This window comes from Rhizobium sp. N324, assembly GCF_001664485.1.
Lineage (GTDB): Bacteria > Pseudomonadota > Alphaproteobacteria > Rhizobiales > Rhizobiaceae > Rhizobium.
The window spans coordinates 360,579-376,679 of the sequence record NZ_CP013630.1 but is presented as its reverse complement, the minus strand read 5'-3'; the positions used below and the strand labels follow the sequence as shown (position 1 = coordinate 376,679).

The window sequence follows — 16,101 nt, the reverse complement described above, 5'->3', positions numbered from 1 at the left end:
GTTGCGCCGCCTCTATTTCCCCCGCGACAGCGGCGGCAGGCGACGTTTGACGGGCGACGCCTTGATCATCGCGGTGTTGGTCTCCGCCCGTTCGGCGACCCTGTCGAGCAGGCCGTCGAGCTCCGCCATCGAGCGGATCACCAGGCGGGCGATAAAACAATCCTCGCCGGTCACCTTGTCGCATTCGACGATTTCGGGAATCTCCTGGATGAGCCGCTCGACCATGTGCAACTGTCCCGGCAAGGGCCGCACACGGACGATCGCCTGCAGGGGATAACCGACGGCGGCAGGATCGAGGTCGATGGTGAAGGCCTTGATGACGCCGCGCTCCTCCAGCCGGCGCAGGCGCTCGGCAGCACTTGGAGAGGAAAGCCCCACCTGCTGTGCCAATTCTTTCAGCGAGATGCGGGCATTGCCGGCCAGCGCTTCCAGAATGGCCTGATCGGTTTCGTCGAGCGATTGCACATCGTTAGGCATGACTTCAAAATTTCCTCATATTATTAGGCGATGTCGTTCATAATCCTTTCCATCCTTATATAAAATCGCGCGCCGCCGCAATATTATCATGCCATCGAAAACGGAGGCGATCATGAGCGGCGACATCAAAAGAGGCATGGCGGAGATGACGGCAGCGATGCTGATCTCGGGGACGATCGGCTGGTTCGTCGTCATGTCGGGCCAGCCGGTCAGCGGCGTGGTGTTCTGGCGCTGCCTGTTCGGCGCGCTGACCCTGCTCGTCATCTGCGGCGCGCTCGGGCTGCTGCGGCCGGGTATCCTGACGTTGCGCGCCTTCGGCATCGCCATCTTCGGCGGCATCGCCATCGTGTTGAACTGGCTGCTGCTGTTTGCCTCCTATTCGCATGCGACGATCTCGATCGCCACGACCGTCTACAATACCCAGCCCTTCATGCTGCTGGTGCTCGGCGCACTGTTTCTCGGCGAAAAGATCACCGCTACAAAGCTGTTCTGGCTGGTGCTCGCCTTTGCCGGCATGATGGCGATCGTCCAGGCGAAACCGGGCGGGAGCGGCGGTACATCAGACGGCTACGGCCTCGGCATCCTGATGGCGCTGGGCGCGGCCTTCTTCTATGCGCTGGCAGCGCTTGCCGCGAAATGGCTGAAAGGCACGCCGCCGCATCTGATCGCGCTGATCCAGGTCGCGACCGGCATGCTGATGCTGGCGCCGATGACGGATTTTTCCCATCCGCCCGCGGATCTCGGGACATGGGCGATCCTTGTTACCGTCGGCGTCGTCCATACCGGGCTGATGTATGTGCTGCTCTATGGCGCCATCCAGAGGCTGCCGACGCATCTGACCGGCGCGCTCTCCTTCCTCTATCCGATCGCGGCAATCCTCGTCGACCGGCTGGCCTTCGGCCACGCGCTGCAGCCGCTGCAGATCGCGGGTGCCGCAATCATCCTCATTGCCGCCTCCGGCATGAACCTCGGATGGAGCCCGAGATGGCTGCGGCCGAGGGCGCTGCAGAGCTGAGAGCCGGGGTGCCGCACAGATGAGACCACGCCCGGCTGGCGATATTATTTCTGCGGCCGGGTCGTTTCGAACAGGAACCAGGTGCGGCGCTCTCCCTCGTCGATCCAGTTCTCGATCAGGCTGGCGGTCGCGACATCATTGTGCTCGTCGCAGAGATCGTGCACCTCGCGCAGCAGCGAAACGAGCTGGCCATTGTCCTCACGCAGTTCCGACAGCATGTCCTCGGCGGTGACGAAATCCGCGTCATTGTCGGAAATGCGCTGCTGGCGGGCGATCTGGCCGATCGAGCGCAGCGTCACACCGCCGATCTTGCGGGCGCGCTCGGCAATGTCGTCGGTCATGGCGAAGATCTGCTCGGCCTGTTCGTCGAGCAGCAGGTGGTAGTCACGGAAATGCGGGCCGGACATGTGCCAGTGGAAGTTCTTGGTCTTCAGATAGAGCGCGAAGACATCGGCGAGCAGCGCGGTCAGCGCCGCCGAAATATCGGTGACGGCGTTGGTCGGCAGGGTGGACGGCGTCTTGAGCGGCTGGAGCCTGCGGGTTTCGGCTGTGGTCGGGGACATGCATTTTCTCCTTGGTGATGAAATCTCAAGAACGCCGCGCGCCTTTTCGAAAAGCGCAAGGGTGCCGACGGCGCGCGTGCAGAGAGAGAACTAGCAAGGCCGGATCGCTTTCCAAGTGGATCATGGTGCCGCAGACCTATTCCTGATGGTGATGGACCGATCAGCGCCGAAGCATTGATGAGGCCGCAACACGCGCCTATAGAGAGGTCACGCAATCCAGTGGATATCAAAGATGAGCCTAACCGCCCTGATCGCCTATGCCGGAGCGCTGTTCATCGCCGCCGCCATTCCCGGGCCGGGGATCACCGCGATCGTCGCCCGCGCGCTCGGCTCGAATTTCCGCGAGACCTTCTTCATGGGCCTCGGCCTGGTGCTCGGCGACATGACCTATCTGACAGCCGTCATTCTCGGCCTTGCCTTCGTGGCGCAGACCTTTACCGAGGTGTTCATCGCCATCAAGATCGCCGGCGCCCTCTATCTCGGCTATATCGCCTGGAAGCTCTGGACTGCCGGGCTGCTGCCGCAGGATATCGCGGCGAAGAAATCCAGCAATATCGGCCTCTCCTTCCTCTCCGGCCTGCTGGTGACACTCGGCAATCCGAAGACGATGCTGTTCTATGTCGCGCTGGCGCCGACACTGATCGATATCGGCCATATCGGCTTGCGCGACTACGCGATGCTGCTTGCGGTGACCTTCGTGGTGCTGATCGTCGTGCTGGTTCCCTATATGCTGCTGGCCTCGCGGGCCCGCACGATGCTGAAAAAGCCGCGCGCCCTGCAGGCGCTGAACCGGGTCGCGGCCGGCATCCTGGCCGGCACGGCGGCCTTCATCGCCACGCGGGCGGCCTGAAATAAACATCCGGCAGACAACGGTTTTCAAAGCTTTTTTTCTCCGCGTCCCGCTCTCCCGGCATCAACGCGGTCTAGCCTCTTCAGGCCTTTGACCCTATTCTCCTCCTCGATTTCAGAAGCAGGATTTCAAAGGGAGGCACTCATGTCGCACAAGCCCGGCCGCGGCCGCATCTATTCCTCGATCACCGAGACCATCGGCAACACGCCGCTCGTGCGCTTCGACAAGCTGGCGCGGGAAAAGGGCGTGGTGGCCAACCTGATCGGCAAGCTCGAATTCTTCAACCCGATCGCCTCAGTCAAGGACCGCATCGGCGTGGCGATGATCGAAAGCCTGGAAGCGCAGGGCAAGATCACCCCCGGGAAGACCGTGCTGATCGAGCCGACCTCCGGCAACACCGGCATCGCGCTCGCCTTTGCCGCCGCCGCCAAGGGTTACCGGCTGATCCTCACCATGCCGGAAACCATGTCGGTCGAGCGCCGCAAGATGCTGGCGCTGCTCGGCGCCGAGCTGGTACTGACCGAGGGGCCGAAGGGCATGAAGGGCGCCATCGCCAAGGCGGAGGAACTGGCAGGGTCGCTGCCCGACGCCATCATTCCGCAGCAGTTCGAAAACCCGGCCAATCCCGAAATCCACCGCAAGACGACCGCCGAGGAAATCTGGAACGACACCGAGGGCACCGTCGATATCCTCGTCTCCGGCATCGGCACCGGCGGCACGATCACCGGCGTCGGCCAGGTGCTGAAAAGCCATAAGCCCGAGATCCAGATCATCGCCGTCGAGCCCGCCGATTCGCCGATCCTCTCCGGCGGCAATCCCGGCCCGCACAAGATCCAGGGTATCGGCGCCGGCTTCGCCCCCAAAATCCTCGACACCGGCATCTACGACGAAGTGGTCACCGTGACCAACGACGAGGCCTTCGAACAGGCGCGCCTGGTCGCAAGGCTCGAAGGCGTGCCGGTGGGCATCTCCTCAGGTGCGGCGCTGGCGGCGGCGCTCAAGGTCGGCAGCCGTCCCGAGAACGCCGGAAAAAACATCGTGGTGATCATTCCGTCCTTTGCGGAGCGTTATCTCTCGACGGCGCTGTTTGAGGGGCTTGGGGGCTAAACTTGGCTGTGGCCGAGCTTTTCTCAACCAATTTGTCTTGCAAAATATCGGGGCGCTTCGCCGCCCCTTCTTTTGTGCCGTTCACCTGCATTCCAGACGAAGTGGGACGAAGTTCTGCGTTAGTTCGCAATAACGAATGTCGATGTTCCACCTGAGCTAGTTGAATCCAAATGTTTGCCAACCTTCGCCATGACCTCCTTCAGCGTTGCGGTCAAACGATTCAACTCCGTGTGCTCTCTCGCTCGCTCCGGAGCATAGCGCGATATGATGTACTCACGCTTTGCTGTCATTGCCTCCAGATGCCGGGCGGTCTTTTTTCTCAGTTGAAGTTTAGCAACAAACGTTGGCTCAGCGAGGTTGTGCATCCGTTTTCGTATTTCCTTTGGAGTAACGCCCTCGTGGCGGAGAAAGGCATTTAGGTAGAGTTCAATAGCGTGAATGGCGCACATCCGAGCCGGCGCAATGGATAGCACAACTTGCTTCTGACCACTGCTGAACAGGAGTTTGGAAGCGCGAGAGTAGGCATTTGCCAAGTCTAGCACTTCCAAGGGCTTGGCATTCGAGCCCGGATATTCGTTACTCATAAGCATCCCCGGCAACAGGCTTTCTCATCCGTTACCTCCGATCGACTATGTCGAACGTACCGACATCCTTCTCGAAATTTTTCAGCCGAAGCTAATATTTGTAAAGAGCGACGAAGTGAGGAGAAGCCCTTACCCCTAACGGATAAGCAACACAGTGGGACGCTCAAATCGGCATCTCAGGCAGCCTCGGCACCACTTGCGGCAGATCAGCCTCCGTGCCAACGGCGATCGCAGCCGGCAGCACGCCCGCTATGGCAGCAATCAATCGTCCCGAAGCTTGGGTTCGCCGGCGGCGATGTAATTTCATAATCCGGCAGCGCTCAGTGGGAATGTCGCTGAGTAGCAGCCCGCAGCGCAAGCGCGATCCGCATCGCTAGGCGGCCGACCAATACTTCAAAATATCTGCGCAGCCGCCCCTCTGCTTACGCCGCCGCCGTCAGCCTCTCCCCCGCGATCCGGTAAGAAATCGCTTCGGCAAGATGTATACGTCCGACGGTCGCCTTGCCGTCGAGATCGGCAAGGGTGCGGGCGACCTTGAGGACGCGGTGGTAGCCGCGGGCGGAGAATTTCATTTTTTCGGCGGCGTCGCGCAGGAGCTGCAGGCCGGCGGCGTCGGGTTCGGCGAGTTTTTCGATCATCGAGGTGGAGCAGCGGGCATTGGTGCCGATGCCCTTGGCGCCGGCGGCCTCGAAGCGCTCTTGCTGGCGTTCGCGGGCGCGGGCGACGCGGCGGGCGACGTCGGCGCTGGTTTCCGCGGCCAACGGGCGGATGAGATCGGCGGCGGAGACGGCCGGCACATCGATGCGGATATCGATGCGATCCATCAGCGGGCCGGAGATGCGGGCCTGGTAGTCGCTCATACAGCGCGGGCCGCGGGCGCAAGTATGGCCGGGCTCGCCGGCCATGCCGCAGCGGCAGGGGTTCATCGCCGCGATCAGCTGGAATTTGGCCGGATAGGAGACGCGGTGATTGGCGCGGGCAATGACGCATTCGCCGCCTTCGAGCGGCTGGCGCAGCGCATCCAGCGCCTGCGGCGTGAACTCGGGAAACTCGTCGAGGAAGAGCACGCCGTGATGGGCGAGCGAGGCTTCGCCGGGCCGGGCGCGGATGCCGCCACCGACGAGGGCGGCCATGGTGGCGGAATGATGCGGGGTGCGGAAGGGGCGGCGATCGGACAGCTTGCCGCCGGTGAGCTGACCGGCGATCGAATGGACCATCGACACTTCAAGCAGTTCGGCGGCCGAGAGCGGCGGCAGGATCGACGGCAGCCGTGCCGCCAGCATCGACTTGCCGGAGCCGGGAGGGCCGACCATCAAGAGATTGTGGCCGCCGGCGGCCGCCACTTCGAGCGCGCGCTTGGCGCTTTCCTGGCCCTTGATCTCGGCGAGATCCGGCAGATTGGCGGCATTGGCGCGGATCGACGCTTCCGGCCGGGTGAGGACCTGGGTGCCGCGGAAATGATTGGCAAGGGCAATCAGGCTGCGCGGGGCAAGAATATTGACCTCGGCGCCGGCCCAGGCCGCCTCGGCGCCGCTTTCGGCCGGGCAGATCAGCCCCTTGCCGAGCGCATTGGCGCCGATGGCAGCCGGCAGAGCGCCTGAAATGGCGGCGATGGTGCCGTCGAGGTTAAGCTCGCCAACGACGACATAATCCGACAGCGCATCGGCGGGAATGGCGCCGAGTGCGGCCATCAGGGCAAGCGCGATCGGCAGATCGAAATGCGAGCCCTCTTTCGGCAGATCGGCGGGCGCCAGATTGACGGTGACCCGCTTGCCCGGCAGCGACAGGCCGGAGGCGTGAAGGGCGGCCTGCACCCGCTCCCGGCTTTCGGCCACCGCCTTGTCGGGCAGACCGACGATCTGCATGCCGATCTTGCCGGGCGCGACCATGACCTGGACCTCGACCGGCACGCCTTCGATGCCCTGAAATGCCACCGTACTGACACGCGCGACCATATGCCCACCCCTTGCCCGCCAACTCTTATACCGCCTGCAACCCTTCAGGGCCAGCGGTTGCAATCTGGCATGGAAGCGAGAATAAAACAAGAACAATCAAGGAACGCAGCCGGATATATCCTGTGACCGGGGTTGTACCCGATCACAGCAGGGCATGGGGTCGCGGCGGCTCAGCCGCGCTTGCGCTCGATCGCATCCCAGAGCAGGCCTGCGATATCGGCGCCGCCGAATTTTTTGACCTCGCGGATGCCTGTGGGAGAGGTGACGTTGATCTCGGTCATATAATCGCCGATCACATCGATGCCGACGAGCAGGAAGCCGCGTTCCCTCAGCGCCGGGCCGATGCGCTCGCAGATTTCCTGTTCGCGCGGCGTCAGTTCGGTCGCCTCGGCGCGGCCGCCGACATGCATGTTGGAGCGGCTGTCGTGCTCGGCCGGCACGCGGTTGATGGCGCCGGCAAATTCGCCGTCGACCAGGATGATGCGTTTGTCGCCCTTGCGCACGTCCGGCAGATATTGTTGGGCGATGAAGGGCTCGCGGAAAAGCTGGCCGAACATTTCGAGCAGTGAGGAGAGATTGCGGTCGTCGCGGGTCGAATGGAAGACGCCGGCGCCGCCATTGCCGTAGAGCGGCTTGAGGATGATATCGCCCATCTCGTCGCGGAAGCGGCGGATTTCGGCTGCATCCTTGGTGATCAGCGTCTTCGGCATCAGGTCGGCAAATTCGGTGACGAAGATCTTTTCCGGCGAATTGCGCACCCAGGCCGGATCGTTGACGACGAGCGTCTTCGGATGGATGCGCTCGAGCAGATGCGTCGAGGTGATATAGGCCATGTCGAAGGGCGGATCCTGGCGCAGCAGCACGACATCCATTGTGGACAGATCGACGCGCTCGGGCGCGCCGAGCTCGAAGTGATCGCCCTTGACGTCCTTCAGCAGCATCGGCTCGACGCTGGCAAAGAGCTTGCCGTCGCGGAAGCTCAGGCGTTCAGGCGTGTAATGGAACAGCCGGTAGCCGCGCGCCTGGGCTTCCAGGCTCATGGCGAAGGTGGAGTCGCCCGCAATATTGATGCCGGCGACATGATCCATCTGGACCGCTACATTGGTGATCTTGGCCATTTCCGTCCCTCGCTTAATGCCGGACAGATGTAGGTCGGCCCGGTATCAAACGCAACGGTCAATCAAGGGCTTCCGGCGCCAGCCGATTACCGTGTTTCGAGGATCCGCATCAGCCGGCCGCGATAGCTGTCGAGAATGACGGCGAGCACGATGACGGCGCCGATGACGATCGGCTTGATGTTGTCGTCGGCGCCGAGCAGCTGCAATCCGGTCGACAACACCTGCAGAATGCAGGCACCGACCAGCGTGCCGATGATCGAACCCTTGCCGCCCGACAGGCTGGTGCCGCCGATGATGACCGCGGCGATGGCATTCAACTCGTAGCCGATGCCGGCGACCGGGCTGCCGACATTGAGGCGGAGCAGATAGACCATGGCGGCAATGCCGGCCGTCAGCCCCGAGATGGTGAAGACGGCGATCTTGTATCGTTTCGGCTGGTGGCCCGACAGGCGGACGGCCTCTTCATTGGTGCCGATGGCGAAGACGAAGCGGCCGAAGACGGTGTAGCGCAGCACGAACCAGCCGATGAGCACGACGATGATCGCAATCAGGAAGATCGACGGGAATATGCCCCAGAAGATCAGGTTGCCGAAATCGACGAAGGGCTGCGGCAGGCCCGTGATCGTCGAATTGTCGCTGACGACGCGGGCCAGGCCGCTGGCGACGTTGAGCATGCCGAGGGTGACGATGAAGGAGGGAAGCTTCCACTTCTCGCAGATCCAGCCGTTGACGGCGCCGAGCGCAGCACCGGTGCCCATCGAGGCCAGACAGGCGAGAACGATCGCCTGCCACGGCGAAAATGCCGGATTGATCATGATCGTGGCGCCGATCACCGTGCAAAGGGCAAGCAGCGATCCCACCGAGAGATCGATGCCGCCGACCAGGATGACGAAGGTCATGCCCGCGGCCAGCACGGTGTTGATGGCGATCTGCACGAAGATCTTCAGGAAATTCTCAGGCGTGGCGAAATAGGGCGCCGTCGCCGAGAAAAACGCCAGGATCAGGACGAGGGCAATGGCGACGCCCGCCTCCTTCATCGAGATCCGGATCAGCTTGTCCCAGAAGCGCGCTTCTTTTGCCTCGGTCTGTTTTTCAATGCTGGCGGACACGGCTGTACTCCTTGTAGGCGAGCGACAGGATCCTGCTCTCGTCAAATTGTTCGCGGGCGATTTCGCCCGATATCTTGCCGTCGGAGAAAACGATGATGCGATGGCAAATGCCGATCAGCTCCGGCAGGTCCGAAGATACCACCAGCACACCTTTTCCCTCGGCGGCAAATTTCCACAAAAGCTCGTAAATCTCGGCCTTGGCGCCAACGTCGATGCCGCGGGTCGGCTCATCGAAGATCAGCACCTTGGGGCCGCGAAACAGCCATTTGGCAATAACCACCTTCTGCTGATTGCCGCCGGAAAAAGTTCTGACCGCCTGATGAATGGAGGGGGTCTTGATCCGCAGCTCGCGCACGAGGCGCTGCGAATGGTCGTCCTCCGCTCTCCGGTTGATCAGCCCGTTGCGGGAGATCTTGGCGAGATCGGTGATGGTGGAATTCTGGGCGCAGCTCATGTCGAGCATCAGGCCCTGCATCTTGCGGTCTTCGGTCGCCAGGCACAGCCCGGCGGCAACCGCATCCCTAGGCGAATGGATCTCGACCGGCTCGCCGTCCAGGCGGATCTCGCCGGAGGCCTTCAGGTCGGCGCCGAAGAGGGCGCGCACCGCCTCGGTGCGGCCGCTGCCGACCAGGCCGGCAATGCCGACGATTTCGCCCTTGGCAACCGAGAAGGACAATTCCGGGCTGCTGCGCGTCACCTTCAGGCCGGAGACGCCGAGCGCTTCGCCGGAGATTGTGCTGTCGCCTTTGAAGATGCCGTGATCGGCAAGCTTGCGCCCGACCATCAGCTCGACGATATCGGGAATAGCAAGGCCTGCCAGCGGCCGGGTGATCACATGCTGGCCGTCGCGCAGCACCGTCACATCGTCGCCGACTTCAAAGATTTCCTCCAGCCGGTGCGAGATATAGAGGGTGGTGACACCGCGGCCCTTCAGCCGCTTCAGGATTTCGAACAGGCGATCGACCTCCTTGGAGGTCAGGGTCGCGGTCGGTTCGTCGAGAACGAGAAGCTTGCTTTCGTAACACAGCGCCTTGGCGATCTCGACCAGTTGCAGCTGGGCGACGCTGAGGCGGCTCGCCAGCGTCGTCGGGGCGACATCGAGGCCGACCTCTTCGAGCAGTTCGGCGGCCCTCGCGTTCATCGCCTTGTAGTTCACCAGCCCATAGCGGCGCGGCAAATGCTCAAACAGCAGGTTTTCGGCAACCGTCAGGTTGGATAGCGGGTGCAGTTCCTGGTGAATGACGCGGATGCCGGCCTTGAACGCCTCGAGCGGCGAGGCCGGGTGATAGGGCGTGCCGTCGAACAGGATATGACCGTCATCCGGCCTGAAGACGCCGCCGAGCAGATTGATCAGGGTCGATTTTCCGGCGCCGTTCTCGCCTAGGAGAACATGCCCCTTGCCGCGGCCGATCCGCATCGAAACATCCTTGAGCGCCACGACGCCCGGGAAGCGCTTGCCGATCCCTTCCAGCCTCAGGATGTCGTCATCTGCTGCGTCTGACACGTCGACCTCATGCACGCTTATACGATCCTCCGCGCAAGGCGCATCGGAGAGGCTCGAAAACAAGCCTCCTCCGGAGCGATCAACGCATCAATCGGTTTGGTAGCGGTTGGCGCCGGCCAGCAGCCGGCGCTTCTTTGGTTTTACAACCGACGATCCGATTATTTCAGATCGGCAGAGGTGACCAGCTTGACGTCGGTCTTGACCCAGCCGGTGAATTTTTCGCCGGCAAGTTCGCGCATGCCATAGTCGATGCCCATGACCGCCATCTGGGCGCCATACTGCTCGACGGTGGCGAGCATCTTGCCATCCTTGATCAGCGGCTGAACCGGCGGAATGTTGTCGAAGCCGACAACCTTGATCTTGCCGGCCTGGCCGGCGGCATCGAGAGCCTTGACGACGCCGAGGGCCATGGAGTCGTTGGCGGCCATCACGCCTTGAATATCCTTATACTTCGTCAGGAAATTCGTCATGACGGTATTGGCTTCCTCGGTCTCCCAATGGGCGGTCTTGCTATCGAGAAGCTCGAGCTTGCCCGATTTGACCGAGTCCATGAAGCCTTCCTTGCGCTCCTTGGCGTTGTCGGCCTCGGGGTTGCCTTCGAGGATGACCACCTTGGCGCCGGCTCCGAGATCCTTGGCCAGCGCATCGCCAGCAAGCTTTGCGCCTTCCTTGTTGTCAGGCCCGAAGAAAGCCAGATCGATACCGGCCTTCTTCTTGGCATCGGCATCGAGCGGCACGTCGATGTTGATGACCTTGACGCCTGCCTTGACCGCCTTTGCCAGCGGCGTCGCCATCGCCTTTGAATCGGCCGGTGCGACGACGATGATATCGTATTTCTGGGTGACGAAGTTTTCGACGGCGTCGACCTGCGAAGCAAAGTCACGCTCGTCCTTCATGCCGACGGCCTTGAAATCGAACTTGTCCTTGTTCTCGGCCGCATATTTGTCGGCGCCGGCCTTCATCTGCTTGAAGAACTCATTGGACAAGGATTTCATGATCAGGCCGACCTTCGGCTTCTCGGCCGCAAAGGCCGGCGACACGCTGCAGGACAGCGCCAGCACCAGGGTGCCGGCGAGGCCGAGCTTCAAGGCCGCACGGCGCGGTGCATTGATCAAGACGGATTCACGCTTAAAATTGGACATTTTTTCCTCCGAACGGCCCTGGGCTCAGCTCCATCTGAGTTGCCCGCGGCAAATGAACCGTTTCCAACGCCAAATGGGTAACACGCCTCCAAAAATTGTCAAGCGAGCAAAACAGCCCCCGAGAGCGAACTGCACCGCCACGTTCGACGCATATTGACATGTGCGCGATGAACCGTTTCCATACCTCTGGGTAGGCGCTGCTCTGATGGTCGGACGCCGGAATCGAGACACGGCCCTTTGACTAGGGGCCTGAAGACCATTAGCTGGAAGCCAGGATCAGGCCCCGTCGGGGGCCTTGCGCAGGCGAAGATGAAGGGCATCTATTTCTGTCATGTCAAAGGTCGGGATCAGGGATGTTGCCAAGCTTGCGGGTGTTTCCACCGGCACCGTTTCCAGGGTTTTGAACGATCATCCCTCGGTGACCAGGGACGTGCGGGCGCGCGTCGAAGGCATCATCAAGGACCTGGGCTATCTGCCCGATCCATCGGCAAGAAGCATGCGCAGCAAGGTCAGCCGCCTGATCGGCATCGTCATCCCGGATCTGACCAATCCGTTCTTCTCCGAACTTGTGCAATCGGCGGAACAGGCGGCGGCCAATCACGGCTATAATATCATCGTCATGACCTCGCTCGATCATGCGGCCAAGGAGGCCGATCGGATCAAGCAACTGACGAGCCGGAAGGTCGACGGCATCATTCTCGTCCCCAGCAATGATTTCCATACGATCAAGCTGCCGAAAGGATTGCCGATCGTCGTCGTCGACCGTCTTATGCCCGGATATTCCGGCATCGCCGCCGATCACCGCGCGGGTGTTCGCCTTGGCGTCGAGCACCTTCTGAAGCTAGGCCATCGCCGCATCGGCTTCATTTCCGGGCCCGGACACTCGGTCCCCGCCAACGACCGCCTGAGGGGCTATCTCGACGCAATCGAGCAGGCGGGTGAGCAGGCGGACGGCAGCGCGAAAACGGCCGGACCGCCGCTGATCACCGAGGCGGCCTTCGACTATGAGAGCGGCCGCTCGGCGGGAAATTATCTTCTGGCCCGCGCCCGCAACGAGCGGCCGACGGCGATCTTTGCCAGTTCGGACCAGCAGGCGATCGGCTGCATGCGGGCGGCGCATGATCTGGGAATTCCGGTTCCCGCGGCCCTTTCCATCGTCGGCTTCGACGGCATCCCGCTCGCCAGCATGACGACGCCGCGCCTGACGACGGTGAAGCAGCCGATCCAGGACGTCGCCGCCGCCGCGGTCGCCGTTCTGTTGAACAAGCAGACCGCGCCGGAACTCGACAATCCGATCCTGTTTGCCTGTGAGGTTTTAGAGGGGGAAACGACCGCCCCGCCCCAGCCCGACTAGCCGCGCATGATGGCCGGCGGCGCTTTTCAGGCGGCGATGCCCTGATTGCCGCCGTTGCGCAGCATGTTGCGCAGGCGATAGGCGATCGCCAGTGGCTTGGGGAAAGGCTTGCGCAGGAAGGCGACCTTGCGGACATAGGTATCGACCCGCCAGCTCGCCCAGGTTCCGCCGGCGAAAAAGGCGACGTCGCCGGCGCAGAGCGTGCGTTCGGTGCCGTCCTCGGCGGTGATATGGACCTCGCCTTCGAGGATCATCACGGTCTCGTCCCAGCCGAAATACCAGCGGAATTCGCCTGATGTGCAGTCCCAGATCGCCGTCAGCGAGGCCTCGTCATGACCGCGCGAATGTTCGGCGGTGCGGGCCTGCGGATTGCCGCTGATAATCCAGTCCGGGTTGATCGGCGTCGATTTCAGCGGCAAGAGATCGCTTGCATGCGCGACGAAGGATTTGCCGGCCGGCTTCGCCACGGCATAAGGCACCGAGCGCGCGGCCATGGCGACCGCACTTGCAAGCATCAGCTTCCAGGCCATGAAACACCCCCCAAATCTTTATCCCAACCGAGATTTGGGTAACAGACAGTCGTAAGAACCTGGTTCACGCGGGAACTAAAAGTTTAACGATCGGGACAGCGATGGGTTGAAACCAGGTCAGAAGGCGTCAAGGAAATGACGCGGCAGCCGGCCCGGCATCACCGCGACGATATCATAACGCTGGGAAAGCCGGGCCTGATCCGGCTGGCGGGCGAGCCAGAGATCGCTTGCCGCCCGTATGCGCTTCTGGGCGGCGGCGGAGACGGCGTCGATGGCCGCCGCCTCGCCATGGCGGGCCTTGACCTCGACGAAGACGGCGAGATCGCCCTTGCGGGCAATAATATCGATCTCGCCGAGCCGGGTGCGGTGGCGCAGCGCCAGGATGCGGTAACCCTTCAGCATCAGAAAGACGGCGGCGACATATTCCGACATCAGGCCGCGGCGCAGCGCCTTCCTTTTCAAGGCGGTGAGATCGCTATCGCCCATCGGCGCCCTTCAGCTCCAGCAGGCGCTGGTAGAGCACCTTGCGCGGCAGGCCGGTGAGACGGGCCGCCTCGGTCGCGGCCTTGGCCGTCGGCATGGTTTTCGCGAGATCGGCCAGCACGGCCTCGACATCGGCCTCCGGCGTTTCCACCGGTTCCGGCGGGCCGACGACGAGGACGATCTCGCCCTTGACGTTGTCCACCTCCCGGTAATGCGCGGCGAGCTCGCCAAGCGTGCCGCGGCGGAACTCCTCATAGGTCTTGGTCAGCTCGCGGCAGACGGAGGCCGGCCGGGCGCTGCCCAGCACGTCGGCGGCTGCAAGAAGCGTGGCGCCGATGCGATGCGGCGATTCAAAGAAGATCAGTGTCGCGGGGGCCGCGGCAAGTTCGCCGAGACGGTCGCGGCGGGCCTTGTCCTTGACCGGCAGGAAGCCGGCGAACAGAAAGGCGTCGTTCGGCAGGCCGGAGCCGACAAGGGCTGCAAGCGGAGCCGAGGCGCCGGGAATGGGAATGACGCGGTAACCTGCCGTAATCGCCTGCTGCGCCAGCCGATAGCCGGGATCGGAGACCAGCGGCGTGCCGGCATCCGACACCAGTGCCACCGAGCGGCCGGCCTCCAGCGCCTGGAGGAGCCGCGGGCCGGCCTCGTCGGCATTGTATTCGTGATAGGCGAAGGGGCGGTTCTGGATGCCGTAGCGGTCGAGCAGCACACGGGTGACGCGCGTATCCTCGCAAGCGAGCACATCGGCGCCGGCCAGTGTTTCCAGCGCCCGCAGCGTGATATCGCCGAGATTGCCGATCGGGGTGGCGACCAGATAGAGCGCCGGTTCCAGCGGCCGCGCCGGTACCGCCATATTGTGCAGGCGGAAGCTTCGCCGGGTGGCGGCCTGCTCTGTCGTTTCCTCATTCATGCCATTTGCTTTCGTCCCGCCGTCGTCGCGCCTTTATGGGCGAGCGGCACGGCTTCGGCAAGGGTTCGGATTTCTGTGAGAATTGCCCGGGAAAACCGCAAATGCAGGCGCTTGGCTCTCCATGCCTCTTGCAATCCGATGCTGAAGTCTGCCATTTTGCCCGTCCACTCCTCCGGTCTCAGGCCGGGAAAGCATTCTTCGGGTGCTCGATGCGCCCGGACAGTCACGGTCGAAAGCGGTAGCATTCCATGCGTATTACTATTGAGCGGTCAAACCTGTTGAAATCGCTGAACCACGTGCACCGCGTGGTCGAACGTCGCAACACGATCCCGATCCTGTCCAACGTATTGCTGAAGGCCGACGGCCAGAACCTCGACATGAAGGCGACCGACCTCGACCTCGAAATCACCGAGGCGACGCCGGCCAGCGTCGAACAAGCAGGCGCCACCACCGTTCCGGCCCATCTTCTCTACGATATCGTGCGCAAGCTTCCCGACGGCTCGGAAGTGCTGCTCGCCACCAGCACCGACGGCGGCTCGATGACCGTGCAGTCCGGCCGCTCGAAATTCTCGCTGCAGTGCCTGCCGGAATCCGACTTTCCCGATCTGACCGCCGGCACCTTCACGCATTCCTTCAAGCTGAAGGCGACCGACCTGAAGATGCTGATCGACCGCACACAGTTTGCGATCTCGACCGAGGAGACGCGCTATTATCTCAACGGCATCTTCTTCCACACGATCGAGAGCAATGGCGACCTGAAGCTCAGGGCGGTCGCCACCGACGGCCACCGGCTGGCACGCGCCGATGTCGATGCGCCCTCCGGCTCGGAAGGCATGCCCGGCATCATCATTCCGCGCAAGACTGTGGGAGAATTGCAGAAGCTGGTCGACAATCCGGAGGTGACGGTGACCGTCGAGGTCTCCGATGCCAAGATCCGACTGACCATCGGCTCGATCGTCATGACCTCGAAGCTGATCGACGGCACCTTCCCGGATTACCAGCGGGTCATCCCGACGGGCAACGACAAGGAAATGCGCGTCGATTGCACGACCTTCGCGCAGGCCGTCGACCGTGTTTCCACCATTTCGTCCGAGCGAGGCCGCGCCGTGAAGCTGGCACTGTCCGAAGGGCAGCTGATGCTGACCGTCAACAATCCGGATTCCGGCAGCGCCACCGAGGAAGTCGCCGTCGGTTACGATACGGATGCGATGGAAATCGGCTTCAATGCCAAATACCTGCTCGACATCACCGCGCAGCTTTCCGGCGAGCAAGCGATCTTCCTGCTGGCCGATGCCGGCTCGCCGACGCTGATCCGCGACACGGCGGGCGACGATGCGCTCTACGTGCTGATGCCGATGCGCGTCTGACGGGAACGAAGGCCGCCCGGCTCCGTTTTTCCT

General features: G+C 62.6%; 16 protein-coding genes. 5 read left to right on the top strand and 11 right to left on the bottom strand.

Annotated elements, in window-relative coordinates; all coding sequences use genetic code 11:
* Positions 1-12 precede the first annotated feature (12 nt).
* A complete protein-coding gene (locus AMK05_RS01840; protein ID WP_064836020.1) occupies positions 13-477 on the bottom strand; it encodes an Lrp/AsnC family transcriptional regulator in 465 nt (154 codons plus the stop codon).
* Positions 478-589: 112 nt separating this feature from the next.
* On the opposite strand from AMK05_RS01840, the gene AMK05_RS01835 reads away from it, so the two are divergent.
* Positions 590-1,492, top strand: coding sequence for a DMT family transporter (locus tag AMK05_RS01835; RefSeq protein WP_064836017.1), 903 nt, complete (start codon positions 590-592; stop codon positions 1,490-1,492).
* Positions 1,493-1,536: 44 nt separating this feature from the next.
* On the opposite strand, the gene AMK05_RS01830 is transcribed toward AMK05_RS01835, so the two are convergent.
* A complete protein-coding gene (locus tag AMK05_RS01830; RefSeq protein ID WP_064836015.1) occupies positions 1,537-2,055 on the bottom strand; it encodes a Dps family protein in 519 nt (172 codons plus the stop codon).
* 232 nt (positions 2,056-2,287) lie between these two features.
* Here AMK05_RS01830 and AMK05_RS01825 point away from each other — a divergent pair, with 232 nt between their 5' ends.
* Both AMK05_RS01825 and cysK read left to right on the top strand, forming a co-directional pair.
* The gene (locus tag AMK05_RS01825; RefSeq protein WP_064836013.1) at positions 2,288-2,905 is read left to right on the top strand and encodes a LysE family translocator; all 618 of its coding nucleotides are present in this window, start codon (positions 2,288-2,290) and stop codon (positions 2,903-2,905) included.
* A 144-nt stretch (positions 2,906-3,049) separates the two neighbouring features.
* A complete protein-coding gene (cysK, locus tag AMK05_RS01820; protein ID WP_064836011.1) occupies positions 3,050-4,012 on the top strand; it encodes a cysteine synthase A in 963 nt (320 codons plus the stop codon).
* Between the two features lie 119 nt (positions 4,013-4,131).
* Here cysK and AMK05_RS01815 read toward each other — a convergent pair whose 3' ends face one another.
* From AMK05_RS01815 to AMK05_RS01790, 6 genes are all read right to left on the bottom strand, one after another.
* Complete coding sequence (locus AMK05_RS01815) at positions 4,132-4,596, bottom strand: hypothetical protein (protein ID WP_064841236.1); 465 nt, start codon at positions 4,594-4,596, stop codon at positions 4,132-4,134.
* A 422-nt stretch (positions 4,597-5,018) separates the two neighbouring features.
* Positions 5,019-6,551, bottom strand: a complete 1,533-nt coding sequence (locus AMK05_RS01810; protein ID WP_064836009.1) for a YifB family Mg chelatase-like AAA ATPase — start codon at positions 6,549-6,551, stop codon at positions 5,019-5,021.
* Between the two features lie 170 nt (positions 6,552-6,721).
* On the bottom strand, positions 6,722-7,669 hold the full coding sequence (gene gshB, locus AMK05_RS01805) for a glutathione synthase (RefSeq protein WP_064836007.1): 948 nt from the start codon (positions 7,667-7,669) through the stop codon (positions 6,722-6,724).
* A gap of 86 nt (positions 7,670-7,755) precedes the next feature.
* Positions 7,756-8,778: an ABC transporter permease gene (locus tag AMK05_RS01800; RefSeq protein ID WP_064836006.1), complete on the bottom strand. Its 1,023-nt coding sequence runs from the start codon at positions 8,776-8,778 to the stop codon at positions 7,756-7,758.
* Positions 8,762-10,282 (bottom strand): sugar ABC transporter ATP-binding protein, encoded by a 1,521-nt coding sequence (locus tag AMK05_RS01795; protein ID WP_064841235.1) that lies wholly within the window; start codon positions 10,280-10,282, stop codon positions 8,762-8,764. Before AMK05_RS01795 ends, AMK05_RS01800 begins: the two co-directional genes overlap by 17 nt.
* A 158-nt stretch (positions 10,283-10,440) precedes the next feature.
* Positions 10,441-11,424 (bottom strand): sugar ABC transporter substrate-binding protein, encoded by a 984-nt coding sequence (locus AMK05_RS01790; protein WP_064836004.1) that lies wholly within the window; start codon positions 11,422-11,424, stop codon positions 10,441-10,443.
* Between the two features lie 331 nt (positions 11,425-11,755).
* Here AMK05_RS01790 and AMK05_RS01785 point away from each other — a divergent pair, with 331 nt between their 5' ends.
* Positions 11,756-12,778, top strand: coding sequence for a LacI family DNA-binding transcriptional regulator (locus AMK05_RS01785; protein ID WP_064836002.1), 1,023 nt, complete (start codon positions 11,756-11,758; stop codon positions 12,776-12,778).
* Between the two features lie 26 nt (positions 12,779-12,804).
* Here AMK05_RS01785 and AMK05_RS01780 read toward each other — a convergent pair whose 3' ends face one another.
* The 3 genes from AMK05_RS01780 to rsmI all read right to left on the bottom strand — a co-directional run bounded on the left by AMK05_RS01780 (position 12,805) and on the right by rsmI (position 14,701).
* Positions 12,805-13,308, bottom strand: a complete 504-nt coding sequence (locus AMK05_RS01780) for a cupin domain-containing protein (RefSeq protein WP_064836000.1) — start codon at positions 13,306-13,308, stop codon at positions 12,805-12,807.
* A 117-nt stretch (positions 13,309-13,425) separates the two neighbouring features.
* Positions 13,426-13,794 (bottom strand): YraN family protein, encoded by a 369-nt coding sequence (locus AMK05_RS01775; protein ID WP_064835998.1) that lies wholly within the window; start codon positions 13,792-13,794, stop codon positions 13,426-13,428.
* Positions 13,784-14,701: a 16S rRNA (cytidine(1402)-2'-O)-methyltransferase gene (gene rsmI / locus AMK05_RS01770; RefSeq protein WP_064835996.1), complete on the bottom strand. Its 918-nt coding sequence runs from the start codon at positions 14,699-14,701 to the stop codon at positions 13,784-13,786. The genes AMK05_RS01775 and rsmI overlap by 11 nt, the downstream gene beginning before the upstream one ends.
* Positions 14,702-14,949: 248 nt before the next feature.
* On the opposite strand from rsmI, the gene dnaN reads away from it, so the two are divergent.
* On the top strand, positions 14,950-16,068 hold the full coding sequence (gene dnaN / locus AMK05_RS01765; RefSeq protein WP_064835993.1) for a DNA polymerase III subunit beta: 1,119 nt from the start codon (positions 14,950-14,952) through the stop codon (positions 16,066-16,068).
* The last annotated feature ends 33 nt before the right edge of the window (positions 16,069-16,101 follow it).